Annotated in this window: 17 protein-coding genes; 10 read left to right on the plus strand and 7 right to left on the minus strand. The window is 38.0% G+C overall.

Features of this window, described 5'->3' with window-relative positions; translation table 11 throughout:
• Nucleotides 1-110: 110 nt before the first annotated feature.
• From BQ5338_RS09110 to BQ5338_RS09130, 5 genes are all read right to left on the minus strand, one after another.
• Entirely contained in the window at nucleotides 111-572 is a 462-nt protein-coding gene (locus tag BQ5338_RS09110) for an alanyl-tRNA editing protein (RefSeq protein ID WP_394331130.1), read from the minus strand.
• Between the two features lie 32 nt (nucleotides 573-604).
• Entirely contained in the window at nucleotides 605-1,837 is a 1,233-nt protein-coding gene (locus BQ5338_RS09115; protein ID WP_078063441.1) for a transglutaminase domain-containing protein, read from the minus strand.
• 37 nt (nucleotides 1,838-1,874) lie between these two features.
• Nucleotides 1,875-2,597, minus strand: coding sequence for a hypothetical protein (locus BQ5338_RS09120; RefSeq protein WP_071146485.1), 723 nt, complete (start codon nucleotides 2,595-2,597; stop codon nucleotides 1,875-1,877).
• A 248-nt stretch (nucleotides 2,598-2,845) separates the two neighbouring features.
• Nucleotides 2,846-4,876 (minus strand): excinuclease ABC subunit UvrB, encoded by a 2,031-nt coding sequence (gene uvrB / locus BQ5338_RS09125; RefSeq protein WP_071146486.1) that lies wholly within the window; start codon nucleotides 4,874-4,876, stop codon nucleotides 2,846-2,848.
• Nucleotides 4,876-6,171, minus strand: coding sequence for an NCS2 family permease (locus BQ5338_RS09130; RefSeq protein WP_071146487.1), 1,296 nt, complete (start codon nucleotides 6,169-6,171; stop codon nucleotides 4,876-4,878). The genes uvrB and BQ5338_RS09130 overlap by 1 nt, the downstream gene beginning before the upstream one ends.
• 185 nt (nucleotides 6,172-6,356) lie before the next feature.
• Between BQ5338_RS09130 and BQ5338_RS09135 the strand changes: the two genes are divergently transcribed.
• The 5 genes from BQ5338_RS09135 to BQ5338_RS09155 all read left to right on the plus strand — a co-directional run bounded on the left by BQ5338_RS09135 (nucleotide 6,357) and on the right by BQ5338_RS09155 (nucleotide 10,045).
• On the plus strand, nucleotides 6,357-7,655 hold the full coding sequence (locus tag BQ5338_RS09135; RefSeq protein WP_071146488.1) for a phenylacetate--CoA ligase family protein: 1,299 nt from the start codon (nucleotides 6,357-6,359) through the stop codon (nucleotides 7,653-7,655).
• A gap of 19 nt (nucleotides 7,656-7,674) precedes the next feature.
• Nucleotides 7,675-8,100, plus strand: coding sequence for an amino acid-binding protein (locus BQ5338_RS09140; protein ID WP_071146489.1), 426 nt, complete (start codon nucleotides 7,675-7,677; stop codon nucleotides 8,098-8,100).
• 182 nt (nucleotides 8,101-8,282) lie between these two features.
• On the plus strand, nucleotides 8,283-9,089 hold the full coding sequence (locus BQ5338_RS09145) for an outer membrane protein assembly factor BamD (RefSeq protein WP_071146490.1): 807 nt from the start codon (nucleotides 8,283-8,285) through the stop codon (nucleotides 9,087-9,089).
• Nucleotides 9,090-9,104: 15 nt separating this feature from the next.
• Complete coding sequence (locus BQ5338_RS09150; protein WP_071146491.1) at nucleotides 9,105-9,440, plus strand: DNA-directed RNA polymerase subunit omega; 336 nt, start codon at nucleotides 9,105-9,107, stop codon at nucleotides 9,438-9,440.
• A gap of 155 nt (nucleotides 9,441-9,595) precedes the next feature.
• Nucleotides 9,596-10,045, plus strand: a complete 450-nt coding sequence (locus BQ5338_RS09155; protein WP_071146492.1) for a DUF4293 domain-containing protein — start codon at nucleotides 9,596-9,598, stop codon at nucleotides 10,043-10,045.
• 150 nt (nucleotides 10,046-10,195) lie between these two features.
• Here the strand turns inward: BQ5338_RS09155 and BQ5338_RS09160 are convergent, their stop codons facing one another.
• Together BQ5338_RS09160 and BQ5338_RS09165 are read right to left on the minus strand one after the other, a co-directional pair.
• Nucleotides 10,196-10,879 (minus strand): porin family protein, encoded by a 684-nt coding sequence (locus tag BQ5338_RS09160; RefSeq protein WP_071146493.1) that lies wholly within the window; start codon nucleotides 10,877-10,879, stop codon nucleotides 10,196-10,198.
• 26 nt (nucleotides 10,880-10,905) lie between these two features.
• Entirely contained in the window at nucleotides 10,906-12,690 is a 1,785-nt protein-coding gene (locus BQ5338_RS09165; RefSeq protein WP_071146494.1) for a PBP1 and LysM peptidoglycan-binding domain-containing protein, read from the minus strand.
• Nucleotides 12,691-12,854: 164 nt separating this feature from the next.
• On the opposite strand from BQ5338_RS09165, the gene uvrA reads away from it, so the two are divergent.
• From uvrA to BQ5338_RS09190, 5 genes are all read left to right on the plus strand, one after another.
• On the plus strand, nucleotides 12,855-15,680 hold the full coding sequence (gene uvrA, locus BQ5338_RS09170) for an excinuclease ABC subunit UvrA (protein WP_071146495.1): 2,826 nt from the start codon (nucleotides 12,855-12,857) through the stop codon (nucleotides 15,678-15,680).
• A gap of 11 nt (nucleotides 15,681-15,691) precedes the next feature.
• Entirely contained in the window at nucleotides 15,692-16,171 is a 480-nt protein-coding gene (ybaK, locus tag BQ5338_RS09175; protein WP_071146866.1) for a Cys-tRNA(Pro) deacylase, read from the plus strand.
• 84 nt (nucleotides 16,172-16,255) lie between these two features.
• Nucleotides 16,256-17,767 (plus strand): peptide MFS transporter, encoded by a 1,512-nt coding sequence (locus BQ5338_RS09180; protein ID WP_071146496.1) that lies wholly within the window; start codon nucleotides 16,256-16,258, stop codon nucleotides 17,765-17,767.
• 144 nt (nucleotides 17,768-17,911) lie between these two features.
• Entirely contained in the window at nucleotides 17,912-19,303 is a 1,392-nt protein-coding gene (gene hemG, locus BQ5338_RS09185) for a protoporphyrinogen oxidase (RefSeq protein ID WP_071146497.1), read from the plus strand.
• An 18-nt stretch (nucleotides 19,304-19,321) separates the two neighbouring features.
• Nucleotides 19,322-19,891 carry a cob(I)yrinic acid a,c-diamide adenosyltransferase gene (locus BQ5338_RS09190; RefSeq protein ID WP_071146498.1) on the plus strand — a complete coding sequence of 190 codons (570 nt, stop codon included), beginning with the start codon at nucleotides 19,322-19,324 and terminating at the stop codon, nucleotides 19,889-19,891.
• Nucleotides 19,892-20,019: the final 128 nt, after the last annotated feature.

Below are 20,019 nucleotides of genomic sequence, written 5' to 3' on the forward strand. Positions count from 1 at the left end.
AATGAAGAATATTGGTAAAAAGACTTCATTATTGTTACAAAAGACGGATAATTTGGGCTTAACCTCTGTAATTTACTTCTAAAAGGTCTAGCTGGTTTGCAAGAAAAAGTCTAAAGAATTAACTTAAATCGGATCCTTAAATTGCCTTCGGAATAATCGCTACTGATTATTTTGAATTTGCCAATTTCAGAAGTGTTCTTTACATGTGTGCCAATGCATGCACATGCGTCATAATTTCCTACTTTTATAATTCTGAGTGTAGGACTAGCATCTTCGGGTAGTTTACTTAGATCGACTATTATTGCAGCTTCTTCGCGAGGCATAAAATTAATGGTGACAGGTAAATGTTGTGCGATGGCTTCATTGACCTTATCTTCAACGGCTTGTATTTGTTCTGCTGTAGGGCAGGAGGCGAGCAAGTAGTCACATTTGCTTTTTTTTCTTTCTATATGAGCGTTCTTTGAACGTGGGCAACCAAACATTCTAACCATCGTTTGATTTAGAATATGCTCAGTGGTGTGCATAGGAGGATACTCCTGCTTATTATGTTCGTTTAATGTTGGTTCTTCCATAATTTTGAAAATATTTATTAGGGTTTAATGATCTAATTAAGTGGTATTCCAAACCAAGAAACTTTGCCCATCAGCATCATTTTCCGTTTAAGCTTCCCTTTGCTAAAATAGACTTTTAGCCATTCTTGTTGCTCTGTTATGTGAGTTATTGTATCATCAATTGCTTTTGTAAATTGTATTACCATGTTGGTTGTGTTTGCATCTGTCGAGTTAATTTGTGCTAGTTTAGCCTTTTCTAGTTTAGCTTTTGCCTCTTTAAGCTTATTTTCTGCAGCATCGATTAATTGTTGGATGTCCGAATCTGCTCTTTGGGGGGTAAACTGTTTATTTCTGAAATCGACAAATTCATTGAATTTGTTGATTCCATCATTGTAATCTGCAGACGCGGCATTGTATAGACTGACTATTTTATTCTGCCTATCATTTTCTATTTCTACTTTTATATATTGAAGCATGTTGTAAGTCAATGAGTTTTTCACGCCGTTTTTTTCTATGCGGTTTGCCGATGAGATCAATTGATCAATATGATTCTGGCTTTCGTAAACTCTAATAGAGTCAATATAATTGAAATAGGGTTTGGCCTTGTTGATTTCTGTCTTGCCTTCCTGGAATTCCTGACTGGTTATTGGATAATTAAGGAATTGCCATAAGTAATCAAACGGAATATGAGATTTAATAAATCCTGATGGCTTTGCCATAAAATAGGCGTTGTTAATCTTCTTATAGTACTTCCCACCATTAACATAACCTGAACCAAAAGTCGGATCTAATAGACACCAATCTCCTTCAATTAATGCAGCACACCATGCATGAGGAAGGTTATTTATAACTCCATTTTGCTTTGTATATCCTTCAATAACGTATGACTTTATCCCTGATTTAGCACAAATATCGTTGAATAATGCTGCATAATTTTCACAGACTCCTTTCTTTGTTTTGAGTGGCTTTGCGATTTTATCTTCATATTTCTCTTGAGGATTGATTGCAAACATATTTTCAATATCATATTGAATGTTTGTAGCTATCCAGATAAATATAGCTCTTGATTTCTCCTTATCAGTGTTGAAATTAGTTTTTATGTAATCAGAGATCTTAGAAGTTGTCGTTGTTTGAGAGTCTGGAAGTTGAAGAGCCTTTTTATCAATGGCAGTGAACTCATTGATCGTCTTTTTTTGAGCAAAAAGTGTTTGAGAAAATAGTAATAGAATGGAGCAAATCATTGCTTGTTTTATTCTGTTCATGGTGCTGTATCGAATGGTGTTCATTTATCTAAAATTAATGTGATCACTGTTGTTACCAGCTTTACTTCAAGGGAAGTTCTTTAATATAAGCTTGTTTATATCTGATTGGCTGAATCATGTATTGGCTAGGCATTGCTATTTGAATTTCATCTGCTTCTCTTAACATTGGAAAACGAATCAATCCTTCCGTTTCTCCATTAGGTAAGAGTACTGTTGGCTTCAATGCTTTGTTTTGAAAAAAGTCAAGTTCACTATTAACTTCTCGCATACGCATTATCTGTTTTTCATACCATTCACGTTCATCATCTTCTCTCTGAGCTTCTAAGTCTTCCACTTTTTGTCCCAATAGGAGAGCTACGGTCCCAGTAATAATTCCTTCTCTAGCAATTGTTTTTGTATCCTTGTATCTTAAGGAATAAGGATTATTTTTTTTAGGTAAACTGTCTCTTTCAAGTTGCAACTCTGTGATGGCTTTTTGAGGATCAATGCATTGAATGCCAGTACGATGCAATGAATCGGTTATAGCACTCTTCTTATGATAGATAGGGATATAGCGGAATGAAGAAGGATCAATTTGTATTGTATCAGTTGAGTTGTTTTTTATCGATATGAAAAATTCGAGTTGTTCATTGGTAACACCTTCAAACAAGAGCTTTATAGAACACTGATTATTAGTAATGAAAGGCTCTGTCTGATCTATGCTTAGAAGTTTAAATGTAGATTGACGAACCGTTCCGCAGGCGGATAGAAATAGGGGTAATAATATGATGATAATGTATTTCATGATAGCTCATTAAACTAGTTCGCCGACAAAGTTAATACAAAAATAAATATTTACTTTAATATTGAATAAAAAAAAGGAGTCACGCCTGACTCCAACCTTTGTTAACCTTAAATCTAATACTATGAAAAACACACTGCAAATATACGGACTTTTGGGTGATCTCCAAATAAAGCAATAAAAAAAGTATGTTTTATAACATGATTTAATATTTCGGTAGCTTAATTGTTTAATTATGTAATGAAATGGAGCTATTTTGCCCACTTCTCTTTTAAGAGATCTTCTAGCTTCAACAATTCATCGCGATACTGAGCAGCTTCAATGAATTCCAGCTTCTTGGCAGCTTGCTGCATTAATTTACGAGTACGTTCAATGCTTTTTTCCATCTGGCTTTTATTCATATACTGAACGACCGGATCGGCGGCAATATTCAGCGTTTCGGGTTCTATATATGCTTTTGCCATAGCAGAAGATGATTCTGCATGATTATTCCCAAAGACAGACAGATTGCGGGCCTTGACAATTTGCTGAGGAGTGATGCCGTTCGCCTCGTTGTATGCCAATTGTTTTTCACGTCGTCTATTGGTTTCGTCAATGGTACGTTTCATGCTATCTGTTATTCTGTCAGCATACATAATCACTTTACCATTAACGTTTCGGGCTGCGCGTCCTGCAGTTTGAGTGAGTGAGCGGTGAGAGCGCAGAAAGCCTTCTTTGTCAGCATCCAGGATGGCTACGAGAGAAACTTCCGGAAGATCGAGTCCTTCGCGTAAAAGATTCACCCCAATGAGTACATCGTAGATGCCTTGACGCAGATCGTCCATTATCTTCACGCGTTCTAACGTGTCTACATCGCTATGGATGTAGTTGCAATGTACATTATTGTTTAGAAGATATTCCGTGAGCTCCTCTGCCATACGCTTGGTTAGTGTGGTAATGAGGGTACGCTCATGCTTTTCTATGCGTAGTTGTATCTCTTCCATGAGATCATCTATTTGGTTGAGGCTGGGGCGTACTTCAATAATAGGATCTAGCAATCCTGTGGGGCGGATCACTTGCTCTACAACCACACCTTCTGATCTGATTAACTCATAATCTGCAGGAGTGGCACTGACGTAGATTACTTGTTTGGCTAGTGTCTCGAACTCTTCAAATTGTAACGGACGGTTGTCCATTGCTGCCGGGAGTCGGAAACCGTATTGAACCAGATTTATTTTTCGCGCACGGTCTCCTCCATACATGGCTCGTACTTGTGGTACACTCACGTGACTTTCATCTATGACAATGAGGAAGTCTTTAGGAAAGAAATCGAGTAGACAGTAGGGCCGGGTACCGGCTTCACGGCCATCGAAATATCGGGAATAGTTCTCAATACCGGAACAATGCCCCAACTCACGAATCATTTCCATATCATAGGTTACACGCTCATAAATGCGCTTTGCCTCATACGGTTGACCCATCGATTCAAAATACGCTACTTGCTTAGTCAGGTCATCTTCTATCATGTGGATGGCTTTCTGCGTAGCTTCTTTAGTAGTCATGAAGAGGTTGGCCGGATAGATTTTGTATGAATCAAATGCGGCAGTTGTAACGCCTGATAGAGAATCAACCTCCTCAATGCCATCAATCTCATCGCCCCAAAAAATAATTCTCAGGATATTATCCGAATAGGCTAGCGAAATGTCTACAGTATCTCCTTTGACGCGGAAATTGCCCCGGCTCAAATCAATATCGTTCCGGACATAAAGGCTATCCACTAAGCGACGCAGGAATACATTGCGATTTATTGCCTTACCTTTGATAACCTCTATTACATTGCTGTAAAAGTCGGCTGGATTGCCCATACCATAGATACATGATACGGAAGAGATCACCAGAACATCCTTACGTCCGGATAGCAAAGACGATGTGGCTGCCAATCTTAACTTATCTATTTCATCATTGATGGCAAGGTCTTTTTCTATGTAGGTATCACTGCCTGGCAAATAGGCTTCGGGTTGATAATAATCATAATAAGATACGTAATACTCAACGGCATTATTGGGGAAGAACCCTTTGAATTCGCTATATAGCTGTGCGGCCAATGTTTTATTGTGGCTCAGTATCAGCGTTGGCTTATTAATGTTTTTAATGACGTTGGCAATAGTAAATGTTTTTCCAGATCCCGTAACCCCAAGCAATGTTTGTGCAGGAACTCCCTGAAGAAGTCCTTCAGTGAGTTGTGCTATTGCTTCGGGTTGGTCGCCGGTAGGTTTATAAACAGAAGTAAGTTCAAAATCCATTATCCGATAATTAGTTTGAGAATAAATAGCACGGACAAGATATATAAAGTTATTGAGATTTTCTTATATTCTCCGATGAATATTTTAATTAGTACATAACTGAGCATGCCGAGAATGATTCCATCTGCAATCGAATAGGTAAGTACCATCATCATCATAGTAACAAAAGCAGGTAGGGCTTCGGATATATCACTAAGATCTATTTTGGGAATGTTACTAATCATGAGTACACCAACAATGAATAGTGCTCCCGTAGTGGCTGGGCTTGGAATGAGAAGAAACAATGGAGCAAAAAACAAAGAGAGTAAGAAAAGTCCGGCAACAGTAAGCGATGTTAGCCCTGTACGACCTCCTTCGCTGATACCTGAAGCGCTCTCTACGTATGCCCCTACTGTGGACGTTCCGCATATTGCGCCAAAAGTAGTGCCTATTGCGTCTGCGAGAAGTGCTTCTTTTATATGTGGAATGTTCCCTTTTTTGTCCATCAATCCAGCTTTTGAAGTTACTCCGATTAATGTACCGATTGTATCAAACAGATCCATGAATATAAGAACAAAGACTATTATAAACATATCTATATTGAAAAAATGGCTAAAATCGAATTGCATAAAGGTTGGAGCCATAGAGTGGGGCATAGATATGGGTGAAAAGTGATCTGGCATTTGTGTCACGCCCATCGGTATACCAATTAGTGTACAGGCCATGATGCTATAGAACAAGGCTCCTTTTACATTTTTTTTCATCAAAATGCCGCTTAATAAAATACCTATAACAGCCAGAACTGCTCCGGGAGTAAACTTGCCAAGCATCACAAAAGTGGCTTCATTGGATACAATAATACCAGCATTTTTTAGGCCGATAAATGAGATAAACATACCTATACCCGCTGAAATGGCATATCGTAAGCTCATCGGAATACTATTGACTATAGCTTCACGAATATTAAATAAGGTGATTAAAATAAAGATCACTCCTTCTACCAGTACGGCAGCTAGTGCTGTTTGCCAGCTGAGTCCCATGCCTTGAACCAGCGTAAAAGCAAAAAAGGCATTCACTCCCATGGCAGGAGCAAGTGCTACAGGTAATTTGGCCAGAAAAGCCATGCAGATGGTGGCAACTGCCGAAGCGAGTGCTGTAGCTGTAAAAACGGATTCTTTGCTCATGCCTGCTTGCGATAGAATATCCGGATTTACGGCCAGAATATATGACATGGTAAGGAAAGTAGTAAGTCCAGCCACGCATTCTGTCCGAATACTAGTCTGTCCATGATAACCCAGTAGTTGCAAAAATTTCATCTTTAGAATTTTGATTTTGAATATTTATTAATAAAAAATAGATCGTGTTTACTGATCGTAAAATAGTCGGCAATATTCGGTAAAATAGTTGAGATAAACAAATTGTTATTCCAAATAAATCCTTTACTTTGCGTCATTATAACACGTAAATACTAATACTACTAATAAATAAGAGCAAGAAAAACATGATTTGGAATGAAAATATCGAATGCATGGATCGAGACAGCATTCGCAAGATTCAAAGCATCAGATTGAAGAAAATTGTAGAACACGTTTATCACAACACGCCTTTCTATCGAAAAAAAATGCAGGAGTTAGGAATTACTCCAGACGATATCAATGATCTTGACGATATTGCTAAGTTACCGTTTACTACAAAATTAGATTTAAGAGATAATTATCCTTTTGGTTTGTGCGCAGTACCCATGAGTCAAATTGTACGCATACATGCTTCATCGGGTACAACTGGTAAGCCAACAGTTGTCGGCTATACTCGCAAAGATCTTTCTACTTGGACAGAATGCCTGTCTCGTTGCTTCACCGCCTATGGTGCAGATAGTTCTGATATATTTCAGATCGCTTATGGATATGGACTTTTTACGGGTGGATTAGGGGCACATTATGGTGCTGAAAATATTGGTGCTTCGGTTATTCCAATATCAAGTGGAAATACTGAAAAGCAAATAACGTTGATGCACGATTTCGGGTCAACCGTATTGTGCTGCACTCCTTCTTACTCTCTTTTTATAGCAGATGCCATTAAAGATTCCATGATGCCTCGCAAAGACTTCAGGCTAAAAATTGGCGTTTTTGGTGCTGAACCATGGACGGAAAGTATGCGTAAAGAGATAGAGGAAAAGCTTCTCATTAAAGCATACGATATGTATGGTTTGAGCGAAATAGCAGGCCCAGGTGTTGGCTATGAATGTGAATGCCAGAATGGAACGCACTTGAATGAAGATCATTTCTTTCCCGAAATCATTGATCCAAAGACGCTACAACCTGTTGCTCCGGGAGAAACGGGAGAACTTGTGTTTACTCATTTAACAAAGGAGGGAATGCCTTTACTTCGCTATCGAACAAAAGATTTGACTGCTTTGCATTACGAAAAATGTAGCTGTGGACGTACGTTAGTTCGAATGGATAGAATATTGGGAAGAAGTGACGATATGTTGATCATTCGTGGAGTTAATGTTTTTCCTACCCAAATAGAGTCAGTTATTCTTGAAATGTCAGAGTTTGAACCGCATTATCTGTTAACTGTAGATCGAATAAACAATACAGATATGATGGAACTGAAAGTTGAAGTTCGCCCTGATTTTTATTCTGACGAGATCAATAAGATGATTGCTTTGAAGAAGAAATTGGTTGCTCGTCTTCATAGTGTTTTGGGGCTTGGCGTAGAGGTGAAATTGGTAGAACCAAGAAGTATAGAACGAAGTGTGGGAAAAGCTAAGCGAGTGATTGATAATAGGAAACTATAATCTAACTAAATCTATTATTATGGTAGCAAAACAACTCTCTATTTTTTTAGAAAACAAACAAGGACGTCTCACGGAAGTGACTAAAGTGTTGGGCGAAAAAGGAATTAATCTTTCTGCTTTATGTATTGCCGAAAATGCTGATTTTGGCATTTTACGCGGTATTGTGTCTGATCCGGATAAAGCCTATAAGATACTTAAAGATAATCATTTTGCAGTAAGCATAACAGACGTTGTAGGTATTAATTGCCCTAACATTCCGGGAGCATTAGCCAAAGTGCTTGATTACCTTTCTGAATCAGGTGTATTTATTGAATATATGTATTCGTTTGCCAATAATGGATCTGCCAACGTAATTATTCGTCCCAACGATATGGCCAACTGTATCCGCATACTTACGGAGAAAAAAGTAGATCTATTGGCTGCAAGCGATTTATACAAACTCTAGATAGAGATATTCATTGATAGTTCTTTTAATTATCAATGAATATTTTTATCTAGAGTTCCATGCTAAACTGGTCATTAAACTTCTATTCCATCTGTTTAAACTCTTTTTTAGTATTAAAAAACATTGATTAATTGATTTATTCGATGCGAATAAGTAACTTTGCATAATTATTTTAGATTAGGATGAAGAAAAATACCATTGTATATTTACTAGCAGTTTTTGTTTTTTCCTCGTGTGGAGAGTATAATGCACTGCTCAAGAGTACTAATTATGAGTATAAGTATGAGGCTGCTAAGAACTACTTTGCAAAAGGTCAGTATAACAAATCGGCTACATTGCTTAATGAGTTGATAACTATTCTTAAAGGTACCGATAAGGCTGAAGAGTCAGTTTATATGTTAGGAATGAGCTATTATAATCAAGAAGATTATCAAACTGCAGCTCAAACTTTCATCACCTATTATAATACGTATCCAAGAGGCACTTTTACCGAATTGGCTCGTTTTCATGCAGGTAAGGCTCTTTATTTAGATACGCCTGAAGCACGTTTGGATCAATCAGGAACTTATGCTGCTGTTCAGCAACTGCAGATGTTTATTGAATACTATCCAAAGAGCGAAAAAAAGGCAGAAGCTCAAAAGATGATTTTCGAGTTGCAAGATAAATTGGTACTAAAGGAATTTCTATCAGCCAAATTATATTACAACTTGGGAAATTATTTGGGTGGTAATAACTATCTGTCTTGCGTTGTAACAGCTCAAAACGCATTGAAAGACTATCCATATACTCACTATCGTGAAGACCTGTCTATCTTGGTGCTAAAATCAAAATACGAGATGGCTATCTACAGTGTGGAAGATAAGAAAATAGAACGTTATCGCGAAGCTGTTGACGAATATTATGCTTTTGTGAATGAATTTCCTGAAAGTAAATATCTAAAAGACGCTCAAGAGATATTTAAAGAATCAAATGACGTAATTAAAGACTAAATTATAAATAGATTTATGGATTACAAAAAATCAAATGCTCCGGGGAGTACTATTACTCGTGATATGATGGAATTGTGTGCCGATACTGGTAATGTTTATGAAACAGTTTCTATTATCGGTAAACGCGCTAACCAGATTAGTGTAGAGATTAAGAGTGATTTATCTAAGAAACTACAAGAATTTGCTTCGTATACAGACAACTTAGAAGAGGTTTTTGAGAATAGAGAGCAGATTGAAATTTCACGTTATTATGAGAAATTGCCTAAGCCTAATCTTATAGCTGCTCAAGAGTATCTGGAAGGAAAGATTTATTACAGAAATCCATCTAAAGAAAAAGAAAAATTGCAGTAAAAAATTGCAATATCTAATAAATTGAGTAGTCAAGTAGTAAGAAGTGGAAGAGGTTCTCTGTCATTTAACTACTTGACTATCTTTATTTTATAGTTTGTTTAATGACTTTGTATAGGGTTATTACTGGTAATGTTAACTTGAAATAATATAGATTTATGATTCAAAGAATTCAAACGATTTTTTTGTTGTTGGTAACAGGTTTGCTGGTTGCTAGTATGTGTTTACCTATTGGCTATTTTATGGGAGCTGACGCTGCTCAATATACGTTTATGCCTGCAGGAATTGTAGTAAAGGAGCAGTTCCATTCAACATGGGGCGTTCTGGCTATTTTACTGCTTAGTACGATCATATCATTTTCAACTATCTTTATGTATAAGAATAGAATGCTACAGATCAGAATGTCTGTTTTTTGTAGCGTTTTGTTGTTGGGCTACTATCTGGCGTTTCTGGCTTTCATGTTTATACTTAAGAGTGATTTGGAAGCGTCTTTCCGTATCTCATGGGCATTATGCCTTCCTGTAATTGCGATTATCTTGAATTACTTAGCTATTCGTGCTATAGGCCGTGATGAAGTGATGGTAAAGGCTGCCGAAAGATTGAGATAGAACAACGAAATGCTTTATAGATGTGTATGACATTCTCTAAACATATACAAGAACTACAAAACCTGAGATTCGGAAGAGTTGATAAATTACTTATTACTCTTCCGAATCTCAGGTTTTGTAGTTCTTGCTTGAAGTATTTTGATACAGCTTCTACTTTGTAATATCAAATAGATAAGTTACTCTTGCCGATAGTATAGAATGAGCAGCTCTCGAAAAGTAATCCTTCTTAGTGGTTTTGTAAAAGTCGGATAAGGCGAAATAATACCTACCTTCTACTAAAAAGTTTCCGGCTTTGGTTTTTAATTCTAATCCTCCGCCACCTGTAATTCCATAGTCAAATTTGTTTTCGGCCATTTTGCCATATTGTTTACTGGTGCGGCTTATTGGGCTAAATGAGTCACTCTTGTTCTCTTTTTCATTAAGAAGAAATGCGAACTGAGGACCCAAATTCAAGAAGAACTGTACTCCATTATCTTTTCCGAAAGCCAAGTGAGCTAAAAATGGAATTTCAAGATAATTCATGTTACGGCTATACGTATCAGTATTTTCTTCTATAACTTCTTCCCATCCACGTTGTGAGTAGTTTAACTCTACCTGGATGCCACAGATCATGGCAAAATACTTTTCTGTGATGTAACGGGCGGTAAGCCCACCGGTAAAAGCAGATAGATTTTTTTGTTTTATACTGGGAGAGAACGATACACTACTAAAATTTGCTCCTCCGTTAATTCCTACAGAGAAGTTACTACGCATCTCACCAACTTGTGCTGCTATGGGAAGACTGATCGCCACACAGAGTATTGCAGCACATCTTTTAATATTCTTTTTTATCATTTGATAAGTCGTATATCGGGTTTATGTTATTCAAAATCAAGTTTCACTAATTCAAAGTTTTTGGTAAATCGAACAAAGAAAACCTTCTTATTGATAAAACCTCCCCATGTATTCACTCGCTCAAATTTGAATCCAGTTTGTATGGGTGTAGGCTTTATCTTAGAGAGATTCTGCTCTAATCCTGATCCATAATCAGCTAGTCCTTTTAAGAAAAAGAAACCTGTATCAAATCCCAACATGCCATATTTAGGATAGGTGTTCGCCATCTCTTTACTGTACCAGCGGCGATATGAATTAGTGAATTTGATGGCGGCAGGCAATAAATTGTTGGTGTAGAATGAAGAATAAAAATAGGTATCCAGTTCAAAGAAATCATTCAAATGATCTTTGGTGTAGGTCTGCCATTCGGGATATCCAAATAGATGAATGCTCACTTCCGGATTCTCTTTTACCAGCATTTTAAGTTGTGGAATAAGTTTGATGAGTGTTAGATTACTTCCCGACGTAGGAATAAATAGATTCTCTTTGCCGGCTATAAGAGCGTCTTTTAGGGTTGTTGATGTAGCAGTGCGTAATACGTGTACGCTGATTGATTTGTTTTTAAGTTCTTGTTTTAGTCCTTTTATGAAGTCCGTTTTATCTTGATCGCTGCTTCCGGTCTCTAATATGATGACATTGGCATTGGAAAACTGACGTACGAAGTGGTCATATACTTCAGAATAGAGATATGATTGCGGGGTATTTATTTGATAAATAGCAGGGTTTTGAAATACTTCGGTGTCTTTTGATGTAAATGGTATGACTAAGCGAATATTATTTTTTTTTGCAAATGAGGCCAATGGATCAATATGCTCTTGATGAAGAGGACCAAAAATGATATCCATATCTCTCATTTCGCTTTTTGCTAAAATGGAATTGATCGATTTACTTCCATCTTTAGAATCATAGGTATATAAATCAATAGAAGTTCCGGTGCGTTTCAAGCTATCCATAGCTAAAAGGAAACCTTCATAGTATTCTATCATACGAGAGGACTCACTATTTTGATTTTCGTCGAGCATAAATGGGAGAATAACTGCTGCCTTTATCGTCGTTATTCTTTTATGCGATTTTCTTTTATTCGCACTGAACAGATCATTATCACTGGGTGTTATACTTACTTTGTTTTGCAATGATGCATTCTTTTGTGCAGGGTATGGAATGCACAAGAAATGTCCCTTTTTTAATTCTTTTTTTCTTAGCTCGGGGTTGGCATTAATCAGTTCTTCTTCACTAATGCCATAGTCGCGACTAATACTATAGATTGTTTCTTTACGCTCTGCTTTGTGCATATCTCTGCACTTAGATTTTACTGTCGGTAATGCGACTGATTTGGTTGGAGAGGTGTTTTCTTTTTCTTTATTAGTTTGAGAGATGGTGCCGAGTGGTATACGAATCACCGTTCCTGTCTGAAAGATTTGAGAGCTAAGCCCCGGATTTGCATCACATATTGCATCGGCAGAGACTTTGTATATTACAGATAATCGATATAGCGTTTCACCACTTTTAATCGTATGGAAAATATCTTCTTTTTGAACCGATTTGTTTTGAGGTATTTTTAGTGCTTGACCAATATATATTTTCTCTTCACAACCGGGGTTCAACGTGATAATCTCAGCTTTACTTACTCCATACATACTGGATATTGAATAGAGGCTTTGCCCTTTTTCAATGGTGTGAAGAAAATAAGAACTGTTTTCTTGTGCAGAAACAACTGAAAAGCAGAAGTTTAAAACGAACAATAGAATGGTTATTTTGCTTATGAACTTCATTAGTGATTATTTTATGTTATACTAATACTTGTAGGCAAAGGTACAAATAATGTCATATTATTGCACAATATATTGAGTTAAGAAAATAATAATGCATTTTTGAAACCATTTTTCGTGCGGAAACACTAATTTTGCTTTTTATTATTTAAGATAAGAATTAAGATATGCAGGAGACAGAATATATAAATGTATATGGTGCGCGTGTACATAACTTAAAAGACATTGATGCGGAAATACCTCGTGACAGTTTGACGGTGATAACAGGATTGAGTGGGAGTGGAAAATCTTCTTTGGCTTTTGATACTATATTTGCAGAAGGACAACGCAGGTACATTGAAACCTTTTCTGCTTATGCACGTAATTTTCTGGGAAATCTGGAACGGCCTGATGTAGATAAAATCACAGGCTTGAGTCCAGTAATCTCTATCGAGCAAAAAACAACAAATAAGAATCCGCGTTCTACTGTGGGTACTACCACGGAGATATACGACTATTTACGCTTACTCTATGCGCGTGCAGGTGAAGCTTACTCTTATCTCTCGGGTGAAAAAATGGTCAAATATACCGAAGAGCAAATTCTTGATCTTATTTTAAAAGATTATAAGGACAAGAAAATTTATATACTTGCACCTCTTGTTCGGGCTCGTAAAGGACATTACAAAGAATTATTTGATCAAATACGCAAGAAAGGGTATCTAAATGTGCGCATTGATGGAGACATCCGTGAGTTAACTTATGGGATGAAGCTGGATCGATATAAAAACCATGATATAGAGGTTGTAATAGACAAGCTCATCGTTGGAGAGAAAGATGACAAACGTTTGAAACAAAGTGTTGCAACGGCTATGCATCAGGGTGAAGGTTTATTAATTATTCTTGATGTACAAACAGAGAATATTCGCCATTATAGTAAACGACTGATGTGCCCTGTTACCGGATTGTCATATAGAGAACCTGCTCCTCATAACTTTTCGTTTAACTCGCCTCAAGGTGCTTGCCCTAAATGTAAAGGACTGGGTGTGATCAACCAGATTGATATAGATAAAGTGATTCCTGATAGAACACTTTCTGTCCATGACGGTGCTATTGCAGCATTAGGAAAATATAAGAACGCAATGATATTCTGGCAGATTGCTGCTTTACTCGAAAAACATGATGCGGATCTAAAAACGCCTGTATCGGAATTGCCGGACGATGCCATTGATGAGATACTCTATGGCAGTGATGATAGAATAAAAATAAGAAGTTCGTTAATAGGTACTTCTTCAGATTATTTTGTGACTTACGAAGGCGTAGTGAAATATATTCAGATGCTTCAGGAGAAGGATTCTTCAGCTACTGCTCAAAAGTGGGCAGAGCAGTTTGCTCGTACTATGAAATGCCCAGAGTGTAAAGGGGCCAAATTAAATAAAGAAGCATTACATTTCCGTATACACGATAAAAACATCAATGAAATATCCAATATGGATATCTCCGAACTTTACGAGTGGTTACAACATGTGGATGAATATCTCTCTGATCAACAGAAAAAAATAGCCGTTGAAATTTTGAAGGAAATTCGTACTCGATTGAAATTCCTTTTAGATGTAGGATTGGATTATCTTTCACTCAATCGCAGTTCGGTAAGTCTGTCAGGTGGCGAAAGTCAACGGATTCGTTTGGCTACGCAAATAGGCTCGCAACTGGTAAATGTTCTTTATATTCTTGACGAGCCCAGTATCGGGCTTCACCAACGAGACAACCTTCGTTTAATCAATTCACTGAAAGAATTGCGCGATATGGGCAATTCTGTTATTGTAGTGGAGCATGATAAAGATATGATGCTTGCTGCTGATTATGTAATTGATATGGGGCCTAAAGCAGGACGTTTGGGTGGTGAAGTCGTCTTTTCAGGGACACCTCAGGAAATGCTTAAAACAGATACGCTTACTTCTAAATATTTGAATGGGCAAACTAAAATAGAAATCCCTCTAAAGCGGCGGCCGGGGACAGGAAAATCTCTTTGGTTGAAAGGAGCCAAAGGAAACAATCTGAAAAATGTAGATGTGGAGTTTCCATTGGGTAAACTCATTTGTGTCACTGGAGTTTCGGGTAGCGGCAAGTCCACGCTGATTAATGAGACACTTCAACCAATACTTTCCCAAAAGTTTTATCGTTCGTTGCAAGATCCATTATCTTTTGAGTCTATAGAAGGTTTGGAACATATTGATAAAGTAGTCAATGTCGATCAATCACCTTTGGGACGTACACCACGTTCCAATCCGGCTACTTATACAGGAGTGTTCTCCGATATACGTAGTTTGTTTGTAGGGCTTCCGGAAGCAAAGATACGAGGCTACAAGCCGGGACGTTTTTCTTTCAATGTAACGGGAGGGCGCTGTGAAGCTTGTTCTGGAAATGGCTACAAAACGATTGAAATGAATTTTCTACCCGATGTGTATGTACCTTGTGAGGTTTGCCATGGCAAACGATATAATCGTGAGACGCTTGAGGTTCGCTTTAAAGGTAAATCTATAGCTGATGTACTCGATATGACTATCAACCGTGCGGTAGAGTTTTTTGAAAACGTTCCTCAAATACTGAATAAAATAAAGACGATTCAAGATGTTGGTTTAGGATATATCAAATTGGGGCAATCTTCAACAACGCTTTCCGGAGGGGAAAGTCAGCGTGTGAAGCTGGCTACAGAACTCTCTAAGCGTGATACTGGTAAGACTATGTACATACTCGATGAACCTACCACAGGGCTTCACTTTGAAGATATTCGTGTGCTTATGGGAGTACTTAATAGACTAGTTGATAAAGGTAATACCGTCATTGTTATAGAGCATAATCTGGACGTGATTAAAACGGCAGATTACATTATAGACATGGGACCTGATGGTGGCAAAGGGGGAGGAGAGTTGTTGAGTGTCGGAACCCCTGAAGAAGTTGCAAAGAGTAGCAAAGGATATACGCCTCATTTCTTATTGGAAGAATTAGGATTATAAATCTTATGGTTATGAAAGTAAGTAAGACTAATGCAGCCCGGCTGCTAGATAAAGAAAAGATCTCTTATGAATTGATTCCTTATGAAGTCGATGAGAGTGATCTGAGTGCTGTGCATGTAGCGGCCAACTTGGGAGAAGATGTCAACCAAGTTTTTAAAACGCTGGTGTTGCAGGGTGACAAAACTGGATATTTTGTTTGTGTGATACCTGGAGATAAGGAAGTAAACCTGAAGTTAGCTGCTAAAGTATCAGGCAACAAAAATTGCGAACTGATTCCCATGAAAGAACTGCTAGCTACTACGGGCTATATTCGTGGCGCTTGTTCTCCTATTGGCATGAAAAAGCATTTTCCGACATTCATTCATCAAACGTGTTCGGACTATCCGTATATATATGTAAGTGCCGGACAGAGAGGATTACAAATAAAAATCGAACCAAAAGAATTAATAAGGCTCGTTAAAGCAGAAGTTTGTATCCTTTTTGAGGAATAAATACGACAAAAAGTATATATTTGCAGAAAATATACTTTTTACGCATCTTTTTAGTAAATATATTAATTCAAAAAATAATAGTTTATGTTTGAGAAACATCCCAAAGGATTAGTGTCTGCTGCCTTGGCGAATCTTGGTGAGCGGTTTGGTTTTTATACCATGATGGCGATTCTGGTACTATTTCTTCAGGCCAAATTTGGTTTGAGTGGAAATGATGCCGGACTCATTTATTCGGTTTTCTATTTTTCAATTTATATTCTTGCTTTCGTAGGTGGTCTAATTGCCGATAAAACGCGTAATTATAAAGGTACCATTTTAGCTGGATTGATTATCATGGCATTGGGATATCTAATGCTGGCTATTCCTACTCCAACTCCGGTAGTAGATAAGACTCTTTTCCTTACTATCACCTGTTTTGGTCTGTTAGTCATCGCTTTTGGTAACGGACTTTTCAAAGGGAATCTTCAAGCACTTGTGGGTCAGATGTATGACAATAAGCAATATTCTAGTATGAGAGATTCAGGTTTCTCACTTTTCTACATGTTTATTAATGTTGGAGCCATTTTTGCTCCTCTCGCTGCTATAGGTATTCGTAGTTGGTGGCTTTCTGTTCACGGATATACTTATAATGCCGATCTACCTGCGCTCTGTCATGGGCAACTTGCCGGCACATTATCTCCTGAAGCATCTACGCTGTTTACTAATCTTGCCGGAAAAGTTTCTGTTTCTCCTACTTCAGATCTTTCAGCTTTTGCTGCCGATTACTTAAACGTCTTTACTACCGGCTTTCACTATGCATTTGGTATTGCTGTCTTGGGTATGCTTCTTTCATTGGTTATTTATCTGAAGAACAAAAATACTTTTCCAGATCCGAAGAATAAAGTCGCAGCGAACGCAGAGGGAGCTGTGACTGAAATGGATGTGAAAGAAATAAAGCAACGTATATACGCACTTTTTGCAGTGTTTGGAGTCGTTATCTTCTTTTGGTTCTCATTCCATCAAAACGGTTTGACGCTAACTTACTTCGCTAAGGAGTATACTGATCTTAATCTTTTTGGAACGGCTATTACGGCTGAATTATTCCAATCGCTCAATCCCTTCTTTGTAGTCTTCCTTACTCCAGTAATTATGGGCATATTTGCTTGGCAGCGTGCTCGCGGAAAAGAACCTTCAACGCCCAAGAAGATAGCTATTGGTATGGGAATTGCAGCATTTGCTTTCGTGATTATGGCTGTGGGTTCTTATTTAGCTAAGCTGCCATTGCACCATGAAATACTTGTGTTGGGATCTTCGCCAGTTAAAGTTACGCCATTCTTGCTGATATTTACTTATCTGGTACTTACGGTTGCTGAATTATACATCTCTCCGCTGGGCATTTCCTTTGTCTCTAAGGTTGCCCCTCCAAAGTATCAGGGAATCATGCAAGGTGGATGGCTGGGAGCTACTGCTGTAGGTAATCAATTATTGTTTATTGGTGCAGTTTTATATGATTCAATACCTATCTGGCTTACGTGGACAGTTTTTGTTGTAGCTTGCAGTATCTCAATGATTACCATGCTGTTTATGTTGAAGTGGCTTGAAAAAGTAGCTAAATAATAAATTTGAAAAGGATATATCTGAAAAGGGGTGAGTAGTTGATTGGCTGTTCAACCCTTTTCTCTTTTTAAGGAAAGTCAATCTTCATTAATTGAGATTGTGCGTCAAGATTAAATGTTGTACTTTTAGGGTTTAAATGGAAAGATGGATAGAAGTGTAGATGTAGTAGTTATTGGCGCAGGTATTACCGGCCTGACTACAGCTTTTTTGTTATTGGAAAAAGGTCTAAGTGTGCTTTTAATAGAAAAGAGTGATAGGATAGGTGGGCAGTTATGTACTGTGTCCGATGAAGGTTTCTTGTTTGAATCAGGTCCTAATACCGGCGTGGTGTCCAATATCGAGGTGGTAGAACTTTTTAGGAAATTAAGCACTGACTGCACATTAGAAATAGCCCGCAAAGAATCGAAAGTACGTCTTATCTGGAAGAAAGGAAAGTTTCATTCTCTACCGGGAAGTTTGGGTGAAGCAGTTCGCACTCCGTTATTTACATCGTACGATAAGATAAGAGTTTTATTCGAACCTTTTCGAAAAAAAGGAAATGATTCTTTGGAGAGCATTGCTTCTATGACCCGTCGCCGGTTAGGACAATCTTATCTTGATTATGCCGTAGATCCTTTTATATCAGGAATTTATGCTGGCGATCCTGACAACTTAGTTACTCGATTTGCCATGCCAAAACTTTATCAGTTAGAGGAAAATTATGGCAGTTTCGTTCGTGGAGCAATCAAAAGACATCCTATTTTAGCTCAGGAAAAAAAGCAAGGAATTTCTAAAGAGGTGTTTTCAGTGAAAGGTGGATTTAAAAATCTTGTGACAGCTCTTCGTAATAAAATAACAGATGATCAGATGATTCTTTCAGCTGGTAAGATCGCAGTATATCCGTCAGGGGATGGCTGGACCACTGAAATTCCGTCAACTGGAGAACAGATTTTCTCTAGGCAAGTCATATCTACTGTTCCCGCCTATGCATTGCCTTTGATATTCTCGTTTATTGATTTTGAATGGATGGAGCCTATCGCTTCACTGCGTTATGCTCCTGTAGTGCAAATTGGCGTAGGTTTGAAAGATGCTAGCCTCGTACCACAAGCTTTTGGTGGATTGATTCCTTCGAAGGAAAAAGAACAGTTACTGGGCATCTTGTTTAATTCTTCCTGCTATGCCGATAGAGCTCCGGAAGGAGGTGCTTCTCTTTCCTTTTTTGCCGGAGGTATAAAGTGCGCTGAGTTATTGCAACTTACTGATGCGGAGTTGAAAGAATTGGTTGTTGATGCGTTGCATCGCATGCTAGGATATCCTGCCGGCACACTACCTGATAAGATGCATATCTTTCGTCACGAATGGGCTATTCCTCAATATGGAGCAGATAGTGAGCTGCGCCTTAAGTGCATTACTTATCTTCAAAAGATTTATCCTGGACTGATTCTGGCCGGAAGCATTCGTGATGGTATTGGGTTGGCAGATCGCATAAAGCAGGCAACTCTTATTGCCCAGGAAGTGGGGGATTTTATGACCAAAGAGGGTAATGAAACAAAATAAATTGGGAGATATTTCAAAATGAGTAAGATCTATACAAAAGGTGGCGACAAAGGTCGCACAGGCATTCATGGAGGACAACGAGTAGAGAAAGATGATATTCGTATTGAAGCCAACGGCTGCATCGATGAACTGAATACCGTTATAGGCATTGTGCGTTCGTTACTGCCCCAAGAACATAACTATCAGGAAACGCTGCACGTCATTCAACGGGAATTGATGGTAGTGATGAGTCATGTAGCGACTCCTGCCGTCATTCGTCACGAGAACCCCAATGCATTGCAGCAGGATATATCTATTTTTTGTGAATCGGAGATAGACAGACTCACTGAGCTGCTTCAAGAGAATGAATATTTTGTATTACCCGGTGGTACCCCTGCATGTGCCCAATTACAGTTTGCCCGAACCGTAACCCGCCGTGCCGAACGCAGACTCTGGACGCTTCACCGAGAAGATCCTTTACCTGAAGAGATTCTTCGCTTTATGAACCGTCTTTCAGATCTATTCTTCGTTATGGCTCGTTACGAGTTGCAGCAACAAGGTTGGCCCGAAGAACGTTGGCAAACATTTGCCTACAAGAGAAAAAAATGACCAATTTATCCATAACTATTATTAGGTAATTTTTGTATAGTATAAAGTCTTTTATTTTCAATGTTAATAGCGAAAGATAAAAAGGTATTCCCAATAGATATAAATGTCTGTTGGGCTTTTTTTATTAT

The sequence above is a fragment of the Bacteroides ihuae genome, from assembly GCF_900104585.1.
Taxonomy (GTDB): Bacteria; Bacteroidota; Bacteroidia; order Bacteroidales; family Bacteroidaceae; genus Bacteroides; species Bacteroides ihuae.

What these genes read in the sequence shown, in the direction of transcription:
- BQ5338_RS09110 (WP_394331130.1), bottom strand. Translation starts at nt 572, where the DNA reads ATGGAAGAACCAACATTAAACGAACATAATAAGCAGGAGTATCCTCCT.
- BQ5338_RS09115 (WP_078063441.1), bottom strand. Translation starts at nt 1,837, where the DNA reads ATGAACACCATTCGATACAGCACCATGAACAGAATAAAACAAGCAATG.
- BQ5338_RS09120 (WP_071146485.1), bottom strand. Translation starts at nt 2,597, where the DNA reads ATGAAATACATTATCATCATATTATTACCCCTATTTCTATCCGCCTGC.
- uvrB (WP_071146486.1), bottom strand. Translation starts at nt 4,876, where the DNA reads ATGGATTTTGAACTTACTTCTGTTTATAAACCTACCGGCGACCAACCC.
- BQ5338_RS09130 (WP_071146487.1), bottom strand. Translation starts at nt 6,171, where the DNA reads ATGAAATTTTTGCAACTACTGGGTTATCATGGACAGACTAGTATTCGG.
- BQ5338_RS09135 (WP_071146488.1), top strand. Translation starts at nt 6,357, where the DNA reads ATGATTTGGAATGAAAATATCGAATGCATGGATCGAGACAGCATTCGC.
- BQ5338_RS09140 (WP_071146489.1), top strand. Translation starts at nt 7,675, where the DNA reads ATGGTAGCAAAACAACTCTCTATTTTTTTAGAAAACAAACAAGGACGT.
- BQ5338_RS09145 (WP_071146490.1), top strand. Translation starts at nt 8,283, where the DNA reads ATGAAGAAAAATACCATTGTATATTTACTAGCAGTTTTTGTTTTTTCC.
- BQ5338_RS09150 (WP_071146491.1), top strand. Translation starts at nt 9,105, where the DNA reads ATGGATTACAAAAAATCAAATGCTCCGGGGAGTACTATTACTCGTGAT.
- BQ5338_RS09155 (WP_071146492.1), top strand. Translation starts at nt 9,596, where the DNA reads ATGATTCAAAGAATTCAAACGATTTTTTTGTTGTTGGTAACAGGTTTG.
- BQ5338_RS09160 (WP_071146493.1), bottom strand. Translation starts at nt 10,879, where the DNA reads ATGATAAAAAAGAATATTAAAAGATGTGCTGCAATACTCTGTGTGGCG.
- BQ5338_RS09165 (WP_071146494.1), bottom strand. Translation starts at nt 12,690, where the DNA reads ATGAAGTTCATAAGCAAAATAACCATTCTATTGTTCGTTTTAAACTTC.
- uvrA (WP_071146495.1), top strand. Translation starts at nt 12,855, where the DNA reads ATGCAGGAGACAGAATATATAAATGTATATGGTGCGCGTGTACATAAC.
- ybaK (WP_071146866.1), top strand. Translation starts at nt 15,692, where the DNA reads ATGAAAGTAAGTAAGACTAATGCAGCCCGGCTGCTAGATAAAGAAAAG.
- BQ5338_RS09180 (WP_071146496.1), top strand. Translation starts at nt 16,256, where the DNA reads ATGTTTGAGAAACATCCCAAAGGATTAGTGTCTGCTGCCTTGGCGAAT.
- hemG (WP_071146497.1), top strand. Translation starts at nt 17,912, where the DNA reads ATGGATAGAAGTGTAGATGTAGTAGTTATTGGCGCAGGTATTACCGGC.
- BQ5338_RS09190 (WP_071146498.1), top strand. Translation starts at nt 19,322, where the DNA reads ATGAGTAAGATCTATACAAAAGGTGGCGACAAAGGTCGCACAGGCATT.